Annotated in this window: 22 protein-coding genes; 21 read left to right on the top strand and 1 reads right to left on the bottom strand. The window is 39.1% G+C overall.

Annotated features, from left to right (window positions below; translation table 11 throughout):
• Nucleotides 1-2: 2 nt before the first annotated feature.
• The 16 genes from MKX72_RS20170 (at nucleotide 3) to MKX72_RS20095 (ending at nucleotide 9,740) form a co-directional block, all read left to right on the top strand.
• A complete protein-coding gene (locus MKX72_RS20170; protein ID WP_340760809.1) occupies nucleotides 3-458 on the top strand; it encodes an XF1762 family protein in 456 nt (151 codons plus the stop codon).
• 108 nt (nucleotides 459-566) lie between these two features.
• Nucleotides 567-785, top strand: a complete 219-nt coding sequence (locus MKX72_RS20165; RefSeq protein ID WP_340760807.1) for a hypothetical protein — start codon at nucleotides 567-569, stop codon at nucleotides 783-785.
• Nucleotides 786-943: 158 nt separating this feature from the next.
• Nucleotides 944-1,273 (top strand): nucleoside triphosphate pyrophosphohydrolase family protein, encoded by a 330-nt coding sequence (locus tag MKX72_RS20160; RefSeq protein WP_340760976.1) that lies wholly within the window; start codon nucleotides 944-946, stop codon nucleotides 1,271-1,273.
• Nucleotides 1,274-1,326: 53 nt separating this feature from the next.
• Nucleotides 1,327-1,734: a DUF1064 domain-containing protein gene (locus MKX72_RS20155; RefSeq protein WP_340760806.1), complete on the top strand. Its 408-nt coding sequence runs from the start codon at nucleotides 1,327-1,329 to the stop codon at nucleotides 1,732-1,734.
• Entirely contained in the window at nucleotides 1,731-2,126 is a 396-nt protein-coding gene (locus MKX72_RS20150; RefSeq protein ID WP_340760804.1) for a hypothetical protein, read from the top strand. The genes MKX72_RS20155 and MKX72_RS20150 overlap by 4 nt, the downstream gene beginning before the upstream one ends.
• Before the next feature lie 12 nt (nucleotides 2,127-2,138).
• A complete protein-coding gene (locus MKX72_RS20145) occupies nucleotides 2,139-2,600 on the top strand; it encodes a hypothetical protein (RefSeq protein WP_340760802.1) in 462 nt (153 codons plus the stop codon).
• Between the two features lie 583 nt (nucleotides 2,601-3,183).
• Nucleotides 3,184-3,351 carry a hypothetical protein gene (locus tag MKX72_RS20140; RefSeq protein WP_340760800.1) on the top strand — a complete coding sequence of 56 codons (168 nt, stop codon included), beginning with the start codon at nucleotides 3,184-3,186 and terminating at the stop codon, nucleotides 3,349-3,351.
• The gene (locus MKX72_RS20135; RefSeq protein WP_340760799.1) at nucleotides 3,348-3,656 is read left to right on the top strand and encodes a hypothetical protein; all 309 of its coding nucleotides are present in this window, start codon (nucleotides 3,348-3,350) and stop codon (nucleotides 3,654-3,656) included. The genes MKX72_RS20140 and MKX72_RS20135 overlap by 4 nt, the downstream gene beginning before the upstream one ends.
• A gap of 73 nt (nucleotides 3,657-3,729) precedes the next feature.
• Complete coding sequence (locus MKX72_RS20130; protein WP_340760797.1) at nucleotides 3,730-3,891, top strand: hypothetical protein; 162 nt, start codon at nucleotides 3,730-3,732, stop codon at nucleotides 3,889-3,891.
• Nucleotides 3,892-4,341 carry a hypothetical protein gene (locus tag MKX72_RS20125; protein WP_340760795.1) on the top strand — a complete coding sequence of 150 codons (450 nt, stop codon included), beginning with the start codon at nucleotides 3,892-3,894 and terminating at the stop codon, nucleotides 4,339-4,341.
• Between the two features lie 99 nt (nucleotides 4,342-4,440).
• Nucleotides 4,441-4,890 carry a hypothetical protein gene (locus tag MKX72_RS20120; RefSeq protein ID WP_340760793.1) on the top strand — a complete coding sequence of 150 codons (450 nt, stop codon included), beginning with the start codon at nucleotides 4,441-4,443 and terminating at the stop codon, nucleotides 4,888-4,890.
• Entirely contained in the window at nucleotides 4,890-5,051 is a 162-nt protein-coding gene (locus MKX72_RS20115; protein ID WP_340760791.1) for a hypothetical protein, read from the top strand. Before MKX72_RS20120 ends, MKX72_RS20115 begins: the two co-directional genes overlap by 1 nt.
• A gap of 46 nt (nucleotides 5,052-5,097) precedes the next feature.
• Nucleotides 5,098-5,853 (top strand): phage terminase small subunit, encoded by a 756-nt coding sequence (gene terS / locus MKX72_RS20110; RefSeq protein WP_340760789.1) that lies wholly within the window; start codon nucleotides 5,098-5,100, stop codon nucleotides 5,851-5,853.
• The gene (locus MKX72_RS20105; RefSeq protein WP_340760975.1) at nucleotides 5,822-7,075 is read left to right on the top strand and encodes a PBSX family phage terminase large subunit; all 1,254 of its coding nucleotides are present in this window, start codon (nucleotides 5,822-5,824) and stop codon (nucleotides 7,073-7,075) included. The genes terS and MKX72_RS20105 overlap by 32 nt, the downstream gene beginning before the upstream one ends.
• Nucleotides 7,076-7,092: 17 nt before the next feature.
• Nucleotides 7,093-8,673: a hypothetical protein gene (locus MKX72_RS20100; protein ID WP_340760788.1), complete on the top strand. Its 1,581-nt coding sequence runs from the start codon at nucleotides 7,093-7,095 to the stop codon at nucleotides 8,671-8,673.
• Nucleotides 8,670-9,740 (top strand): phage minor capsid protein, encoded by a 1,071-nt coding sequence (locus tag MKX72_RS20095; protein ID WP_340760787.1) that lies wholly within the window; start codon nucleotides 8,670-8,672, stop codon nucleotides 9,738-9,740. Before MKX72_RS20100 ends, MKX72_RS20095 begins: the two co-directional genes overlap by 4 nt.
• A gap of 14 nt (nucleotides 9,741-9,754) precedes the next feature.
• Here MKX72_RS20095 and MKX72_RS20090 read toward each other — a convergent pair whose 3' ends face one another.
• Nucleotides 9,755-9,892 (bottom strand): ribbon-helix-helix domain-containing protein, encoded by a 138-nt coding sequence (locus MKX72_RS20090; protein WP_340760786.1) that lies wholly within the window; start codon nucleotides 9,890-9,892, stop codon nucleotides 9,755-9,757.
• A gap of 115 nt (nucleotides 9,893-10,007) precedes the next feature.
• On the opposite strand from MKX72_RS20090, the gene MKX72_RS20085 reads away from it, so the two are divergent.
• The 5 genes from MKX72_RS20085 to MKX72_RS20065 all read left to right on the top strand — a co-directional run bounded on the left by MKX72_RS20085 (nucleotide 10,008) and on the right by MKX72_RS20065 (nucleotide 13,887).
• A complete protein-coding gene (locus tag MKX72_RS20085; RefSeq protein ID WP_340760785.1) occupies nucleotides 10,008-11,531 on the top strand; it encodes a hypothetical protein in 1,524 nt (507 codons plus the stop codon).
• Between the two features lie 109 nt (nucleotides 11,532-11,640).
• Complete coding sequence (locus MKX72_RS20080; RefSeq protein ID WP_340760783.1) at nucleotides 11,641-12,231, top strand: phage scaffolding protein; 591 nt, start codon at nucleotides 11,641-11,643, stop codon at nucleotides 12,229-12,231.
• 14 nt (nucleotides 12,232-12,245) lie between these two features.
• Complete coding sequence (locus tag MKX72_RS20075; RefSeq protein WP_340760782.1) at nucleotides 12,246-12,626, top strand: hypothetical protein; 381 nt, start codon at nucleotides 12,246-12,248, stop codon at nucleotides 12,624-12,626.
• 81 nt (nucleotides 12,627-12,707) lie between these two features.
• Nucleotides 12,708-13,736: a major capsid protein gene (locus MKX72_RS20070; protein ID WP_340760781.1), complete on the top strand. Its 1,029-nt coding sequence runs from the start codon at nucleotides 12,708-12,710 to the stop codon at nucleotides 13,734-13,736.
• Between the two features lies 1 nt (nucleotide 13,737).
• Nucleotides 13,738-13,887: a hypothetical protein gene (locus MKX72_RS20065; RefSeq protein WP_340760780.1), complete on the top strand. Its 150-nt coding sequence runs from the start codon at nucleotides 13,738-13,740 to the stop codon at nucleotides 13,885-13,887.
• Nucleotides 13,888-13,895: the final 8 nt, after the last annotated feature.

Genomic DNA, 13,895 nt, shown 5'->3' with positions numbered 1-13,895 from the left:
GGATGGAATTAGAGCTACAACCAATTACATTGAAAGAAGCTCAGGCATTTGTAAATGAACATCACAGACACAATGTTTCACCACAAGGACATAAGTTCAGTATTGGTCTAAGTGACGGAGAAAAAGTAGTTGGTGTGATAATGGTGGGCCGGCCAATAGCTAGACACAATGATGATGGTTGGACACTTGAAGTTACAAGAAACTGTGTGCTAGAGGGACATAAAAACGCTTGTTCAAAATTATACGCAGCTGCGTGGAGAGTAACAAGGAACTTAGGTTATAGCAGATTGATCACATACACGTTGAAAAGCGAACCAGGAACAACATTGAAGGCTGCAGGGTGGAAGGTTATTGGAGAAACAACCGCAAGACCTAAAGGGTGGAATACACCATCAAGGCCAAGGGTGAAAGCAGAACGTTATCCAACAGAACAAAAGACAATATGGGAAGTCAAATGAATATGGCAAGAGGGATGCTTTTCGGCGCTCTCTTCTCCATCCCGTTATGGATCAGTATTTTCGGATGGGCGAAGTTATTACAAAAACTAATTTAAAGGGGATGTCAATATGAATACAAACAATTTAGTAGCAGAGGTAACGGCAATCATTAGCAAGGAAGCGCCAATGAACTCAGGATATGAAGCACCAGTAACAATTGTAAAAGAAAAGGTGCTAACAGATAAAGAAATGCAAGAACAATTGAATGATGCATGGTATGTGAAACATAGAGGGATTGCGTACAATTTCGGTGCTGCTGGTATCAATGTAATTGGGGAGGAAGAATGATGGAAAATAGAGGGTACGAAGCATTATTACAAACCTACAACGCTTATTGGGAAACAGGTGTCATTGATGTTGACTTAGCTAACAGATTAGTTAATAAAATCCCTGTCTTAATTAAAGAAAACAAACAGTTGAAAGAAGAAATAGAAAGAGGTAATAAAGTGCAATTATCTTTAAATGATTACCAAACAATTTCAGGGCGTACAGCAAACAGACACGATTATGAATTAGCGAATTACGGGTTAGGTCTTACAGGAGAGTCAGGAGAGGTCGCGGATCTCATCAAAAAATCTATGTTTCATGGTCATAAAGTAGATAAAAGTGAAATCAAAAAAGAATTAGGGGATGTACTTTGGTACTTGGCTAATATTGCAACCTTAGCTGGTTTAACGCTAGAAGAGATTGCAACCGCAAATGTGGACAAGCTTATGAAACGTTATCCAAACGGATTTGATAAAGAAGCGTCGGTAAATCGAGTAGACATGAAGTAAATAAAAAGGATGCATCCTCAAACGGGGCTGCATCCCTCATAAGGAGAGAGAACATGAGTAAATACAAAAACAAGAAAATTGAAATAGATGGTCTTACATTTGATAGCCAAGCAGAAGCGAGATATTACACATACTTATCAGACCTCATGCAAAAAGGAATTGTAGCAGCAATTATTCCTCAACCTAGATACTTACTACAAGAATCATTCAGAAAGAACGGTATCCTGTTTAGAAAAATTGAATATGTAGCAGATTTCGCGGTTCAGTACGCAGATGGACACGGTGAAGTAGTGGACGTAAAGGGAATGGAAACAACAGATTTTAAGATTAAGAGAAAGTTATTCGAGAAAAAGTATCCAATGCCGTTGAAAGTGGTAAAGTACGTAAAGAAATTTGGCGGGTGGATAACGATAGAGGAATACAAGAAGTTCAAGAAGGAAGAAAAGAAGGTGTCTAAGTGACCGAAAGAGATTGGGTAGTAGAACACCTCAAAGAAATTACTAAATACCAAAAACAATTAGATCGTACACCTAAAGAAATGAAGGTGCAAAGAATTGAAATATTATCAAGAATGCTTGTATTCATCGGTAAGTTAGCTGCAACATTTTCAGAAGAATACAAAAATATCTATGCAGAACGCAAGTACACATACGCAGAAGCGGAAATAAAGGCAGAAAAGAATAAAAAGGCTTATGCAGAAATAGCAGTTCGAGATTTACGGAAGCAAGAAGCGAAAGCCTACGGTAATATGCAACGTTGGAAGAATGCATTTGAAAGTACGAAAGAAGAAATAAATGCCTTGAAATATAAAGTGAAGATTGATGTAGAAGACGGTTCGAGCCGTACACGATAAGGAGGAAGCAAAATGACTCAACAATTAACAGATTGGCAAGTAGAGGATTGGATTCGTGATTATGAATACTTCAAGCGAGAAATCAATCGTTTAAATAAAATCTTAAATAAAGTGGAAGTACCTAACCAAAAGCTAACAGCCACGTATGGTGATGAAGCGGGAATGCCAAAAGGAAGCAGCGGAAAGAGCATGGAAGAGTTAAGTGCATTGAGTCATGATGAAAAACGTCTGTATCGCTTTATAGAGATTACAGATTATCTTTGGAAGTGTCGAGATATTATTGAGGATGATAAAGAGTGGACAACCTACGATTGTATGTTACGAGGAATGACCTACAAAGAGATTGCTCAATACCTCAGATGTTCACGTGATAAGGTGCGAGATTACAAGGTAAATGTTATTCGCATAATCGGCAACAAAGTCACGCAAGACCAGTTCCTTACTCAGTTGAAAAACATAGCAAAAGTGGGCTAAAATGGAAGAGAGTAAGTGAGGTCGTTGAAATACACGACAACTTCACGGTGTCTTAATATTCGGAAAAATATTAGGACGGTGCTAAATTCTACATTCAGAATACTTTGGTTCGGTTTAACTTACTTTCTTTTTATCACAGGGAATAGAGTTTTTCTTTGAACTAACTAACAAACGTCTATCCAGCAGTTAGCGGAAGCTGTCGGGTAGGCGTTTTTATTTTGTGCCTAGCGCACCGCGCGACTGAGCGCTTTATATCATGAGGTGGCGGAATAGGTAGACGTTAATCAGGTATAGGAGATCCGTCTCGGTGAGACCGCGTAACGGGTAGGCTAGTCGAGATAGCGAGAAAATCTCCCCGAATCAATTGATCGGGCACGTATAACGTGTGTTACCCCTTATCCAAGGGATACGGTGGATGGAATGAGTTCCCATTGAACTAGCAGGAAGTAAAACGAGGCGTCGGTACACGCCTATCCTATACTATGTTAGGTGCGAATCCTAACCCTCATTTAATTAAATTATCTGCTAAGTAAGAAACAGAAAACAACTTACATGCCACTAAGTGGAATAGAGGTGAAAGAGTATGCGCAAAGGACAATTAGACGATGAAGAGAAAAAGCGCAAAGAAGCATATGAGCAACACAAATGCAAAGGTTGCGTATGGGGCAAGTGGTTAAATCAAAATACAATTGTCTTTTGCGGATACCCTGCAACGTGCGTAAGAGACAAGGTGAAGGAGATTAATGCATGAGTGGACGATTAGAGTTGAAGACGTTCAAAAATCATGAGGATCATTTGATTCACCGCATCCAAGAAGTATTTAGTATCGAAGTAGAAACGTGGTTCAGAAGAGAAATCAGCAATACCATGTATGGAGCAGCGAAGACGATGTTAAAAGGTTGTCAAAAGAAATTAGAACGTGCGGAAGCGAAGATTGAACACATCAGAGAAGATAGGGATAAGTGGAAGGATGCCTGTTTACAGGAGATTGAGCTAAACAGTATGCTAACAGCTCGTTTAACAAACAATCCAATCGCGCCGCCTATGCACGTTTAACTTTGGTTAACCTCTATGACCAGCGCTTGTATTTTAAGGTCGACTTAAATAAGACTGACAAGGAGTGAGTGGGATGGATGAAAAGCTAAAAACGAGCGTTGAAGGTATAAACGAATCCATTAAAAAGACTCATGAGTTATGGGAGAAGTATAACAATAGCGTGAAGGAAGCTGACGAACTGTTTCAAGAAGCGGAAAATTACATTCAATCCTGGTATGAGAATAGGAGAGATTAAATGAGCAAAGGTGAAGTAATCGTTAGGTATGAAAACGGCATAGCAATTTCAATCCCTGTTAAAGCTGCTAATGTTGAAAGGTGTTTAGAAGAAGCTCTTTCTCTACTTACAGGTAGACCGCCAAAGAAACCTGAGTATAATTGGGAATTTGATACGTTGGAAAAACACGCTAAAAAACAACAAAAAGAATCACAGGAAATAAAAGAAGAAACAAAAGCTATTGCTAAAGAAATTGCTAAAAGAGAAATCAATAAGCAATTACGAGAAGCGGCGGAGATTCTTAAACAAAACATTCGTGTCCATGGTGAAATTAGTGCGGAGTTTGCAGAAGTAGCAACGGAAGCAATGGAAAGAAACACTTACGTTAAAGGTGATAGCATTTACACTTTTGAACGTAAAATTCTTAGAGAGCTTCTAAATGAAAATATGGATAAATGTATAGGTGATTAATAAAACAGAGCTTCGTTCTCTGTTCTATGGATAGCAATACAGCGCGCAGGAATGGGTTGTGTCTCTAGAAGAAGGAATGAACATAAGGGAGCTGAAGTGATGAGGAAACCAACATATGACCCGAAAGGATTTGTAAGCAGACTGCAATCATTGGCGAAGTATTCTGTTTTATTCGCAGAACATCAAAACGAAGCTTTCGAAACATCTATGAAGAACAGCACAAAAAGGCTAGTGGAAGCGTACCAAGAGCAAAATGAATACATTGAGTACCTAGAAAAGAAATTAGAAACACCTAAACAACAATATCACCTATACGAAGTGACAAACGGCTATCAAGGATATGTTCCTGTTAGTGTAGAGGTTATGGCTGAAAACGAAGAAAGAGCGCTGAAACTCGCTTCTATCGCTTTTATAATCCATTCAGGCAAAAGGGTTAGAGAGTTAGGAAAACAATTCGGTTATGATCCCGATTTTTGGTTAGATTTAAAAGCTAGACTAATAACGGAGAACGCCGGAACACATGAATGTACGTTCGAGGTGAAGCATTAATGGATAGAAAAAAAGAATTCCTTGATAATCTCATTGAGTTAGAGAAGGAATACAATATGTATATCACCTCTGATGTAGGCCGTATAGGCGTATATGTAGAGGATAAGACAGAAAACGAACTGTTATTCTTTAATGAAGAGGATAACAGTAAATTCATTTAATACATAAAACAAACCACAACGGATGGAGTGAGGAAGTGATGACATAATGAATTGGGATGCAATACGCAAAGAGTATGAAAGCAGTGATATTACACTCAAGGCATTAGCAGAGAAACATGAGATTAAACTAGGGACATTGAAGAGCAGGAAGAGTCGTGAGGGATGGGAACGCGCGACCGAAAAGGATGCAACCCGAAAACGTGCAACCTCTAAGAAAAAGGATGCACCGAAAGGGAAACCACACAGAGCGCCAAAGGGCAATAAGTACGCTGTAGGAAACAAAGGGAACCCAAACCCAACGCCTAAATTCGCAAAACGCAACACAGAATCAGTGAAGCACGGCTTGTTCTCGAAGTACCTCCCACAAGAAACACTCGACATCATGCAGGAGCTTGAAACGAAAAGCACCGCTGATATGATATGGGATCAAATCGTTATCCAGTACACCGCTATCATTCGCGCTCAGAAGATTATGTTTGTCACTGACCAAGAGGACATGACAAGAGAAGTCAAAAAGGAAAAGTATAGCGATAGTGGTTCTGAAACAGAGTGGGAAATCCAATTTGCTTGGGATAAACACGCAAGCTTCATGAACGCCCAATCTAGGGCAATGAGTGAGTTGCGTAGTTTGATTAAGCAGTTTGATGAAATCGCCCATATCGAGGACGAAAGACGTTTGAAATTAGATATCATGGGCCAACAAGTGAAGAAGTTGAAACGTGAGAATGAAACAAGCAGCTCTACTGAAGATAAGTTGAGTAAATTGTTTGATGCGATTGAAGGTGAGTACCTTGAGCGTTAAGGATTTATACACTGAGAAACAAAGTAATATCATCCGCTATGTAACAAACAATGATTACTTTATGCTCATTAATCATGGGGCTAAACGTACAGGTAAAACCATTTTGAATAACGATCTGTTCTTAATGGAGTTGCGAAGAGTTGGGCGTATCGCTAAAGAGCTAGGGATTGATAGACCTCAGTACATTTTAGCGGGTGCAACACTAGGAACCATTAATAAAAACGTACTCATTGAGATAACAAATAAATACGGTATCGAATTTAAGTTTGATAAATTCAACCGCTTTGAGTTATTCGGTGTGCTTGTTGTATGTACAGGGCACTCAACCATTGGCGGTTTAGGTGCTATTCGTGGTATGACATCATTCGGTGCGTATATTAATGAGGGTTCACTTGCTAATGAAGAAGTATTCAATGAAATCAAAGACCGCTGTTCAGGTGAAGGTGCAAGGATATTGGTTGATACAAACCCTGACCATCCCGAACATTGGTTACTGAAAGATTACATTCAGAATCCAAGTGATGCGATTGTAGACTTTCACTTTGAATTAGACGATAACACGTTTCTAAGTGAGCGGTACAAGAAGAATATTAAAGAGTCAACACCTTCAGGTATGTTCTATGACCGTGGGATTAAAGGGTTATGGGTTAGCGGTGACGGTGTTGTGTACAGTGACTTTAATAAAGATATTCACTTTATCAGTAAAGAACAAGCGGAACAATTAAACCTTTCGTCTTACTTTGCAGGAGTGGATTGGGGCTACTCTCACTATGGTTCAATTGTGGTTATCGGTACAGATAACAAAGGGAACTACTACATGGTAGAAGAACACGCTAAACAGTACGAGGAAATTGATTATTGGGTAGGGGTTGCGAAAGATATTAAAGACCGCTACGGCAATATTAATTTCTATGCGGATAGCGCAAGGCCTGAGCATATAGCGAGATTCAAGAAAGAACGAATACGAGCGATAGACGCTAACAAAAGAGTGTTATCGGGGATTGAAGAAGTAGCGCGGTTAATTAAAAACCAGCGCTTATTTGTCGTGTATGATGTAGCTCAACGTTTCAGAGAAGAGATTTACAAATACATTTGGAATGAACGTACAGGCGAACCAGTAAAAGAGAATGACGATGTTCTCGACAGTCTTAGATACGCTATATATACACACGTTACTAAGCCTAAAGCGGGCATCAGTGGCAAAAATGCTTTTACTAGATAAGGAGAGTAGGTGAACACATGATTAACTGGAAAGAATGGACGAAACAAACCATTGCATCAATGCATGGTGATATCTATTTATACCGTGATATCTACAAAGGGAAACACGCAAAACACTTCGAACGAGCAAGACAACTGATTGAAAAAGGTGAAGTCATCGATCATACAAGCGACAAAGTATTAGGTCCAGGTGTACCAGTAAACATCCGCACACCGTATATCGTGATGAATATTTCAAAATTAATCGTAGATACACCCGCTATTCTCATTTCTCGCTCCATCGGAAAGATTTCATCTTCTATTCCAAGTAATGAAGAACAGAATGATGCAGCAACAGCGGAAGCAAAGGAAATTGTGGATGGTACAGGGGAATTCGATGATTTACAGAACGAAACCATTCGTCAAATTGAAAAGAATAGTAAGTTAACGCTAAAACATAAACGTAACATTGTTCAGCATCAGCTTGATGGTGGGCTAGTTGGTGTGCCTGTTGATGATGACAAGGGCTTGCGTATTGAGTTTAAAGCGCGTGATGTGTATTATCCGCATGAGGATGGTATGGGCGCTGATTTAGCCTACTACAAAAAGGTGGGCGAAAAGGAATACTTACATGTGTACCGCGAACGTACAGATGGAGTGAACCTGAATACAGAAAACATGTTGTATGAATTGGTAGGTGGGCAATTAACACGTACTGATGATGTAACTGCTAGAGAAATCCTTCAAATGAGTCAATTGAAAAAGGATTATCCAAAGCGTTCACAGCTGTTCATTCAGTATCTACCAAATGATGAGACATTCATGGATGAGTTAGGGGTATCCGCTTTAGAGGGGCAACTTGCTCACCAAGATGAAATCAATTGGCGCTTAACACGTAACGGGTTAGTGTTCGAACGTAACTCAACACCACGCCTAGCGGTTACATCAGATATCTTTGCCGCTTTACAAGATGCTGCAGAAGATAAATTCGGTGAACAAGGCCGTGGGTTTATCGATCATGAAATGCTTGAGATTGTGACGATGGACGAAAACGGAAAGTCGATGGAAGTAATCCAAGTGGATGTGAAAAACATTGGTGGTGTGGAATGGGCTGATACACTTATTCGTGAAATGTTAGTGTCTACAAGTACGAGCCAAAAGGCTATCGACTATTTCTCAGGTGATGCTGCGAATAACGCCGCTAGTGGTGTAGCGAAGTTCTATGACTTATTTGTATCCATCGTAAAAGCGGAGCATATCCAATCTAAATACGTGTACTTTTTGAAACAACTGTTTGAAGGGTGCATGTGGTTAGCGAATAAAAGTTCAAAAGGATCTGTGCAGATTGAAGAGCCAGAAATTGCGTTAAACGAAATGGTTCCTGTCACTCGTACAGACTTAATCGCTGAAAACCTTCCGGCTTTTGAAGTTGGCGCGATGTCCATTGAAACGTTTGTAAGGCGGACTAATCCTTATGCGAGTGAGGAATGGATTCAGTCGGAAATAGAACGCATTGAAATGGAGAAGGCAAGCGTAGACAGCACGGGTACTCCTTCATTGGATATGTTAAACGATAACCGCGATGAAAATGGTAATCCGATTGTAGATGATGAAGAATGAACAGTGAACAACTGATAGAGTATTTCGCTAAAGTGATTCAGACTATCATGAATCGAATTGGTGGAGCGTCTAACTTAACAGAAGATAAGAACGCTCAGAATCTCATTACAGCGATTTTAAAAGATTTAGATACTCTAGGTATCAAATCAAATGAAGTGATGCCTATGGAGCTACAAAAGGTATATAACAAATCATTAGACATTGCATCTAAAGAATTAAAAGATATGGGTGTTACTCCACCACCTATTAAAAAGAAAATTCACATGGCTGCAGTAAAACAAATCATCTTCAAAACGATGGATGATATAAGGAAATCTGTTGCTCGTGCGAAGAATAACGCCAAAACAATGGTAAACAGAGTGGTATCTCGTACAAAGTCTGAAATCGCTAAAGGGTTAATCCTTGGGAATCATAGCAAAATCGTAAAGAAGCGGGTAGCTAAGATGTTTCAAGAAGAAGGAATCACTGGATTTGCGACAAAGGACAAAAACGGACGAGACGTTACTATTCGCATTGAAAAGTACGCTGAGACAGTAGTTCGTACCAAAATGCGTGATGCGAATACACAAGGAGCTGTCAACCGCTACGTTGAAAGTGGCGTAACACTTGTTCAGGTTAGCAAGCATTCGCCAAGTTGCGCTAAGTGTGGGCGGTTTGCTGGTATGGTTATTTGCTTAGATGGCAGCAATAAAGGTTTCAAGTCCATAAAAGATGAGGGTATAGAACTCCCGCCTTTCCATCCAAATTGCAGACATACTGTGAAAAGTTGGGTCAAGGATTATAAGACACAAGAAGAAATTGAAGAAGAGAAAAACAAATGGCAGAACTGGCGAGAGGATGTTGATAAAAGAACACCCGCTCAGCAACGTGCTTATAAAAAGGAACAGGATATTAGAAAGAAAGCAAACGATGAGCTTAAACAGTTTGAACGCTATAAAAGTCTTTTAGGAAACGATATGTTCAAAACGATTGGGGCATTTAGGCGAGCAAAGCGGACAAATAGTAAGTCGTGGCAATTAATGCAACAAAAGTATAGACAGGCTAACAGAGAACTTAAAGCACAATAAAAAAAAGACAAGGTCTATTCCTTGCCTTTCAAATACTCTTTCAACACTTTGTTTACTTGTTGGCTAACTTTACGTTCTTCTTCTTCGCTTATTTGTTTAATTTGTTCGTAAACATCCTTATCTAACGTTAAAGATATTTTAATTTTATTCATTATTCATCACCTCTCATATATTCTAACATAAATATCTTACAATGACACATAAAGTATGTAAAAGTAGGATAAATTATGGTATAATTAAGGTATCAAATATACGAGGGTGATAAACTTGGCGAGAAAAATGACTCATCAAGAATTTGTGAATAGAGTTAATGAACAAGGTAATGGAGATTACGAGGTTTTAGGTGAGTATAAAAACAGAAGAACTAAGATTCTTTTAAAACATAAGGTTTGCGGTTGGGAGTATGAGGCTTTTCCTAACACTTTCAGTTCAGGTGGAAGATGCCCGAAATGTTCAGGATTGATGAAACTGACTCAAGAAGAATACGAGAACAAAATCACTGAATTAACAAATGGGGAGTTTGTTGTTATAGGTGAATACATCAACAGTCATACTAAAATACTTATGAGGCACAACATATGTAATCATGAATGGATGGTTTTCCCACAATCTTTAATAGTGGGTAAAAGTTGTCCGAATTGTGCGAGTAACTCGAAAAGAACAACAGAGTACTACAAAACTAAGGTAAAAGAGTTAACTGGTGATGAATATATGGTGTTAGGTGAGTATGTCGCGAATAATGTGAATGTTAAGATGGCGCATAGAGTTTGCGGGCAAGAATTCGAACCTAGACCTAGCGATTTTTTAAGGGGAAGCAGATGTCCAATCTGTTCTAAAAGGCCTGAAGAAAATAGAGAAAAGTTTGAAATGAATATGCGTTCTCTGACAGGTGATGAATACAAACTTATTGATGGATATACCAATATCAAAACAAAAGTTTTACTCAAACATAACAAATGCGGTCTTGAATATAAAACAAAACCTATAAATTTTTTAGGTGGAGGCGGACGTTGTCCGGTATGTGTTGGAAGAGTCAAAAAGACGCACGAAGAATTCGTTTTTAAAATGAAATGTTTAGTCGGTGAAGAGTACGTTCTACTGAGTGAGTATATTAATGACTCAGAAAAAATTTCATTGAGACATAACAAATGCGGAAGGTTATATAGTGTAACAGCTAATAGTTTTGTACACGGATCTAGGTGCGCTAAATGTTCAGGAGTTTTACCGCTTGACCAAAAAGAATTTGAAAAAAGAGTTAGAAAAGCTGTCGGTAAGGAATATACAGTTCTAGGTGATTATAAAACTAGAAAAAAGCCTATCTTAATGCGCCACAATAAATGCGGTCATGAATGGGGAGTGACACCAAATAACTTTCTAGACCAAAGTTCTCGTTGTCCTAGATGTAATGAGAGTAAGGGCGAAAAAGAAGTTAAAAGAATATTAGAAGATAGGAAATATAACTTTTTACAACAATATAGATTTAATGATTGTAAAGACCAAATAACATTAGCGTTCGATTTCGCTTTAATGAATAACGATGAAGTATTATGTCTAATCGAATATCAAGGTGAACAGCATTATAGAGCGGTGGGTTTCTTTGGTGGCGAAGAAGGTTTTAAGAAAAGCCAGAGAAGAGACAACATAAAACGCGATTACTGCAAAAGAAACAAGATACCGCTTATTGAGGTACCGTACTACGAAAAAGATGTTGAAGGTTACTTAGAAAATGAATTAAACAAAGTATTCAAGAAAATTAAAGGCACATATGAACAATTAGAGTTACTACTTTAAGCGTCCTTAACAGGGTGCTTTTTATTTTGTCCTGCCGAATGACGCTATAAAAGTCGGAAATACCTATCGGAGCGTTGTCCGTAATAAACGTATATAGGAGGAAATGGAAATGAAAGAACTATTAGAAGCTCTTGCAAAAGGCGATAAAAGTGTGGATGAAGTCTTACAAGCCATTGAAACAGAGAACAAAAACATGGTTCCTCGTTCCCGCTTAAATGATAAGAACAATGAAATCAAGGATTTAAAGGAGCAGTTGGGTGATCGCGACACACAATTAGCCGATTTAAAAACAAAAGCGGTTGGCAATGACGACTTACAGAAGCAGATTCAAGATTTGCAAGCAGCGAATCAAGCAGCTACATCTGAATATGAAGCCAAGTTAACCAAACAAGCTTATGACTTTGCACTAGACAAGGAATTGCTGGTAGCAAAAGCGCGTAATCCTGTAGCGGTGAAAGCTCTGTTAAACCCTGAGTTGATTAAGCTAGAGGATGGCAAGCTGTTAGGTCTTAGTGAACAGTTATCAAAGATTCAAGAATCGGATAGCTATCTGTTTGATACAGTTCAGCAACAAGATCCAGGTGGTTCAGGTGGTTACAATCCAGGCTCAGGTAAAGGTAATCCAGAACCAGGTAACAGCGGTGATGAGGGGTATGAAGCCGCTCAAGCTGCAGTAAGAAAATTAATGGGACGTAAATAAGGAGGAGAATACTTATGCCATACAATTTAAACCGTGGCCGTACAGAGTTTACAGGCGGTAAAAATATTTTAGCCAGCACTCACTTACAATTCCGTGAAGTCGGTGGAACATTAGATGCTACAAAATTCGATACTGGACTAGTGGAAGTTGGTACTTGTATCGTTCGCAACACAACAACAGGTAAATTTGAGCCTTACGAAGAAGCGACAGCAGGTACATTCCCAAGCGGTTACGATGATCCTGTGATTTTAAACGTTGATTTCGTCAATGACGGCGTAAATGACACAATCGTAGGTGAGTTAATCGTTCGTGGTTCTGTATATGGTGCGAAATTAGTGGGTGTAACAGACGAATTTAAAGCCGCTACACCGATGATTCGTTACGTATACCAATAAACCTATTCAAACAAATAAAAAATCAAATACACAAAGGATAAGGCGCTCATAGAGGGTCTTTTTTATTGAGGAGGAATTTAGATGGCTGGTTTACAAGGTCTAAAACAATTTGAAAAACCATACCTTCGCGGGTTAATTGATGAAAGTGTGGCATTACGTGAAGAAACTCCAACATTCGGACAACGTTTCTTGCCAAACTTAACGGTATACAGCTCAAACTTCACATATGACATCATCAAAAAGACAAAGAACTTAGCAGCGTTCATTGGTTATGGTGCTGAACCACCGGTAATGGACCGTGATGCGGTAGCAACTCAATTCGGTTCAATGGCTGCGTTTGGTTTACAGTACATTGCAACGATTGAAGAGTTAATGGCAATCGAACAAGCGAAAACAGACGCTGAGAAAACAGCTCTTGTAAATCGTTTGGTGAAAAAGACAGTGGATATCGTCAATGGTATTCAAGAATTTACAGATGTTTTACGCGCTCAAGCGTTAACAAACGGTAAATTACAATATACAAAAGGTGAAGTGAAAATTAACTTCGATTACATGGTTCCTGCTGAACATAAAATCGCGTTAACAGGTACAGATAAATGGTCTGATCCAAATGCTGATATCTTAGGCGATTTATTAGCGTGGAACGAAACGTTTGAAGAGTCGAATGACGGACAATCACCGGCTGTTATGTTAATGCCGCGTGAAGTGTACAAAGCGATGAAGACAAATCTTTCTATCATTGCTGAAGCGCGTCCGATGACACAAGACAAAGCAACTCGTTTACGTGACTCAGAAGTGAATGAAGTGTTAGCGGATCAAGGTCTACCAGCAATTCAAATTATTAAGAGCCGTAAAACGACTGTAACAAACATGTACACAGGTGAAACGGAAGAAGTAGAATTCTATCCTGCTGGCCGTGTCGTGTTATTAGGTGAAGGGCTTGGTAACTTCTACTATGGTCCAAACCCTGAAGCTGAAAACTTCGAGCCTGGCATTACAGTTCGTGCTGAAGATGAAAAACGTCCAAAACGTTCAATCATTGAAGGTTACGCTGCTGGATTCCCTGTTATCGAAGTACCATCATTAATTCTTCATGCGGATGTGCTGTAAGATGGCGAAAGTTAAAGTTGAAGTAACAAACGCTGTCGTTGGTGGGAAGAAGCATGGTGAAACGTTAACGGTGGAAGAAGCGGAAGCTAAACACCTAGAATCAATCGGTTACGTGAAACGCGTAGCTGCTAAAAAAGAGGACAAGGGCTAATACCTTTG

Origin of the sequence: Priestia sp. FSL R5-0597 (assembly GCF_038006305.1) — a bacterium.
GTDB classification, from domain to species: domain Bacteria; phylum Bacillota; class Bacilli; order Bacillales; family Bacillaceae_H; genus Priestia; species Priestia zanthoxyli.
This window is presented reverse-complemented; position numbering and strand designations above follow the sequence as displayed.

Bases quoted from the DNA above. Each gene is read 5' to 3' on its own strand.
- MKX72_RS20065 (WP_340760780.1), top strand. From the start codon at position 13,738: ATGGCGAAAGTTAAAGTTGAAGTAACAAACGCTGTCGTTGGTGGGAAG.
- MKX72_RS20165 (WP_340760807.1), top strand. From the start codon at position 567: ATGAATACAAACAATTTAGTAGCAGAGGTAACGGCAATCATTAGCAAG.
- MKX72_RS20095 (WP_340760787.1), top strand. From the start codon at position 8,670: ATGAACAGTGAACAACTGATAGAGTATTTCGCTAAAGTGATTCAGACT.
- MKX72_RS20080 (WP_340760783.1), top strand. From the start codon at position 11,641: ATGAAAGAACTATTAGAAGCTCTTGCAAAAGGCGATAAAAGTGTGGAT.
- MKX72_RS20155 (WP_340760806.1), top strand. From the start codon at position 1,327: ATGAGTAAATACAAAAACAAGAAAATTGAAATAGATGGTCTTACATTT.
- MKX72_RS20125 (WP_340760795.1), top strand. From the start codon at position 3,892: ATGAGCAAAGGTGAAGTAATCGTTAGGTATGAAAACGGCATAGCAATT.
- MKX72_RS20130 (WP_340760797.1), top strand. From the start codon at position 3,730: ATGGATGAAAAGCTAAAAACGAGCGTTGAAGGTATAAACGAATCCATT.
- MKX72_RS20090 (WP_340760786.1), bottom strand. From the start codon at position 9,892: ATGAATAAAATTAAAATATCTTTAACGTTAGATAAGGATGTTTACGAA.
- MKX72_RS20120 (WP_340760793.1), top strand. From the start codon at position 4,441: ATGAGGAAACCAACATATGACCCGAAAGGATTTGTAAGCAGACTGCAA.
- MKX72_RS20140 (WP_340760800.1), top strand. From the start codon at position 3,184: ATGCGCAAAGGACAATTAGACGATGAAGAGAAAAAGCGCAAAGAAGCA.
- MKX72_RS20070 (WP_340760781.1), top strand. From the start codon at position 12,708: ATGGCTGGTTTACAAGGTCTAAAACAATTTGAAAAACCATACCTTCGC.
- terS (WP_340760789.1), top strand. From the start codon at position 5,098: ATGAATTGGGATGCAATACGCAAAGAGTATGAAAGCAGTGATATTACA.
- MKX72_RS20145 (WP_340760802.1), top strand. From the start codon at position 2,139: ATGACTCAACAATTAACAGATTGGCAAGTAGAGGATTGGATTCGTGAT.
- MKX72_RS20100 (WP_340760788.1), top strand. From the start codon at position 7,093: ATGATTAACTGGAAAGAATGGACGAAACAAACCATTGCATCAATGCAT.
- MKX72_RS20170 (WP_340760809.1), top strand. From the start codon at position 3: ATGGAATTAGAGCTACAACCAATTACATTGAAAGAAGCTCAGGCATTT.
- MKX72_RS20115 (WP_340760791.1), top strand. From the start codon at position 4,890: ATGGATAGAAAAAAAGAATTCCTTGATAATCTCATTGAGTTAGAGAAG.
- MKX72_RS20105 (WP_340760975.1), top strand. From the start codon at position 5,822: ATGCGATTGAAGGTGAGTACCTTGAGCGTTAAGGATTTATACACTGAG.
- MKX72_RS20135 (WP_340760799.1), top strand. From the start codon at position 3,348: ATGAGTGGACGATTAGAGTTGAAGACGTTCAAAAATCATGAGGATCAT.
- MKX72_RS20075 (WP_340760782.1), top strand. From the start codon at position 12,246: ATGCCATACAATTTAAACCGTGGCCGTACAGAGTTTACAGGCGGTAAA.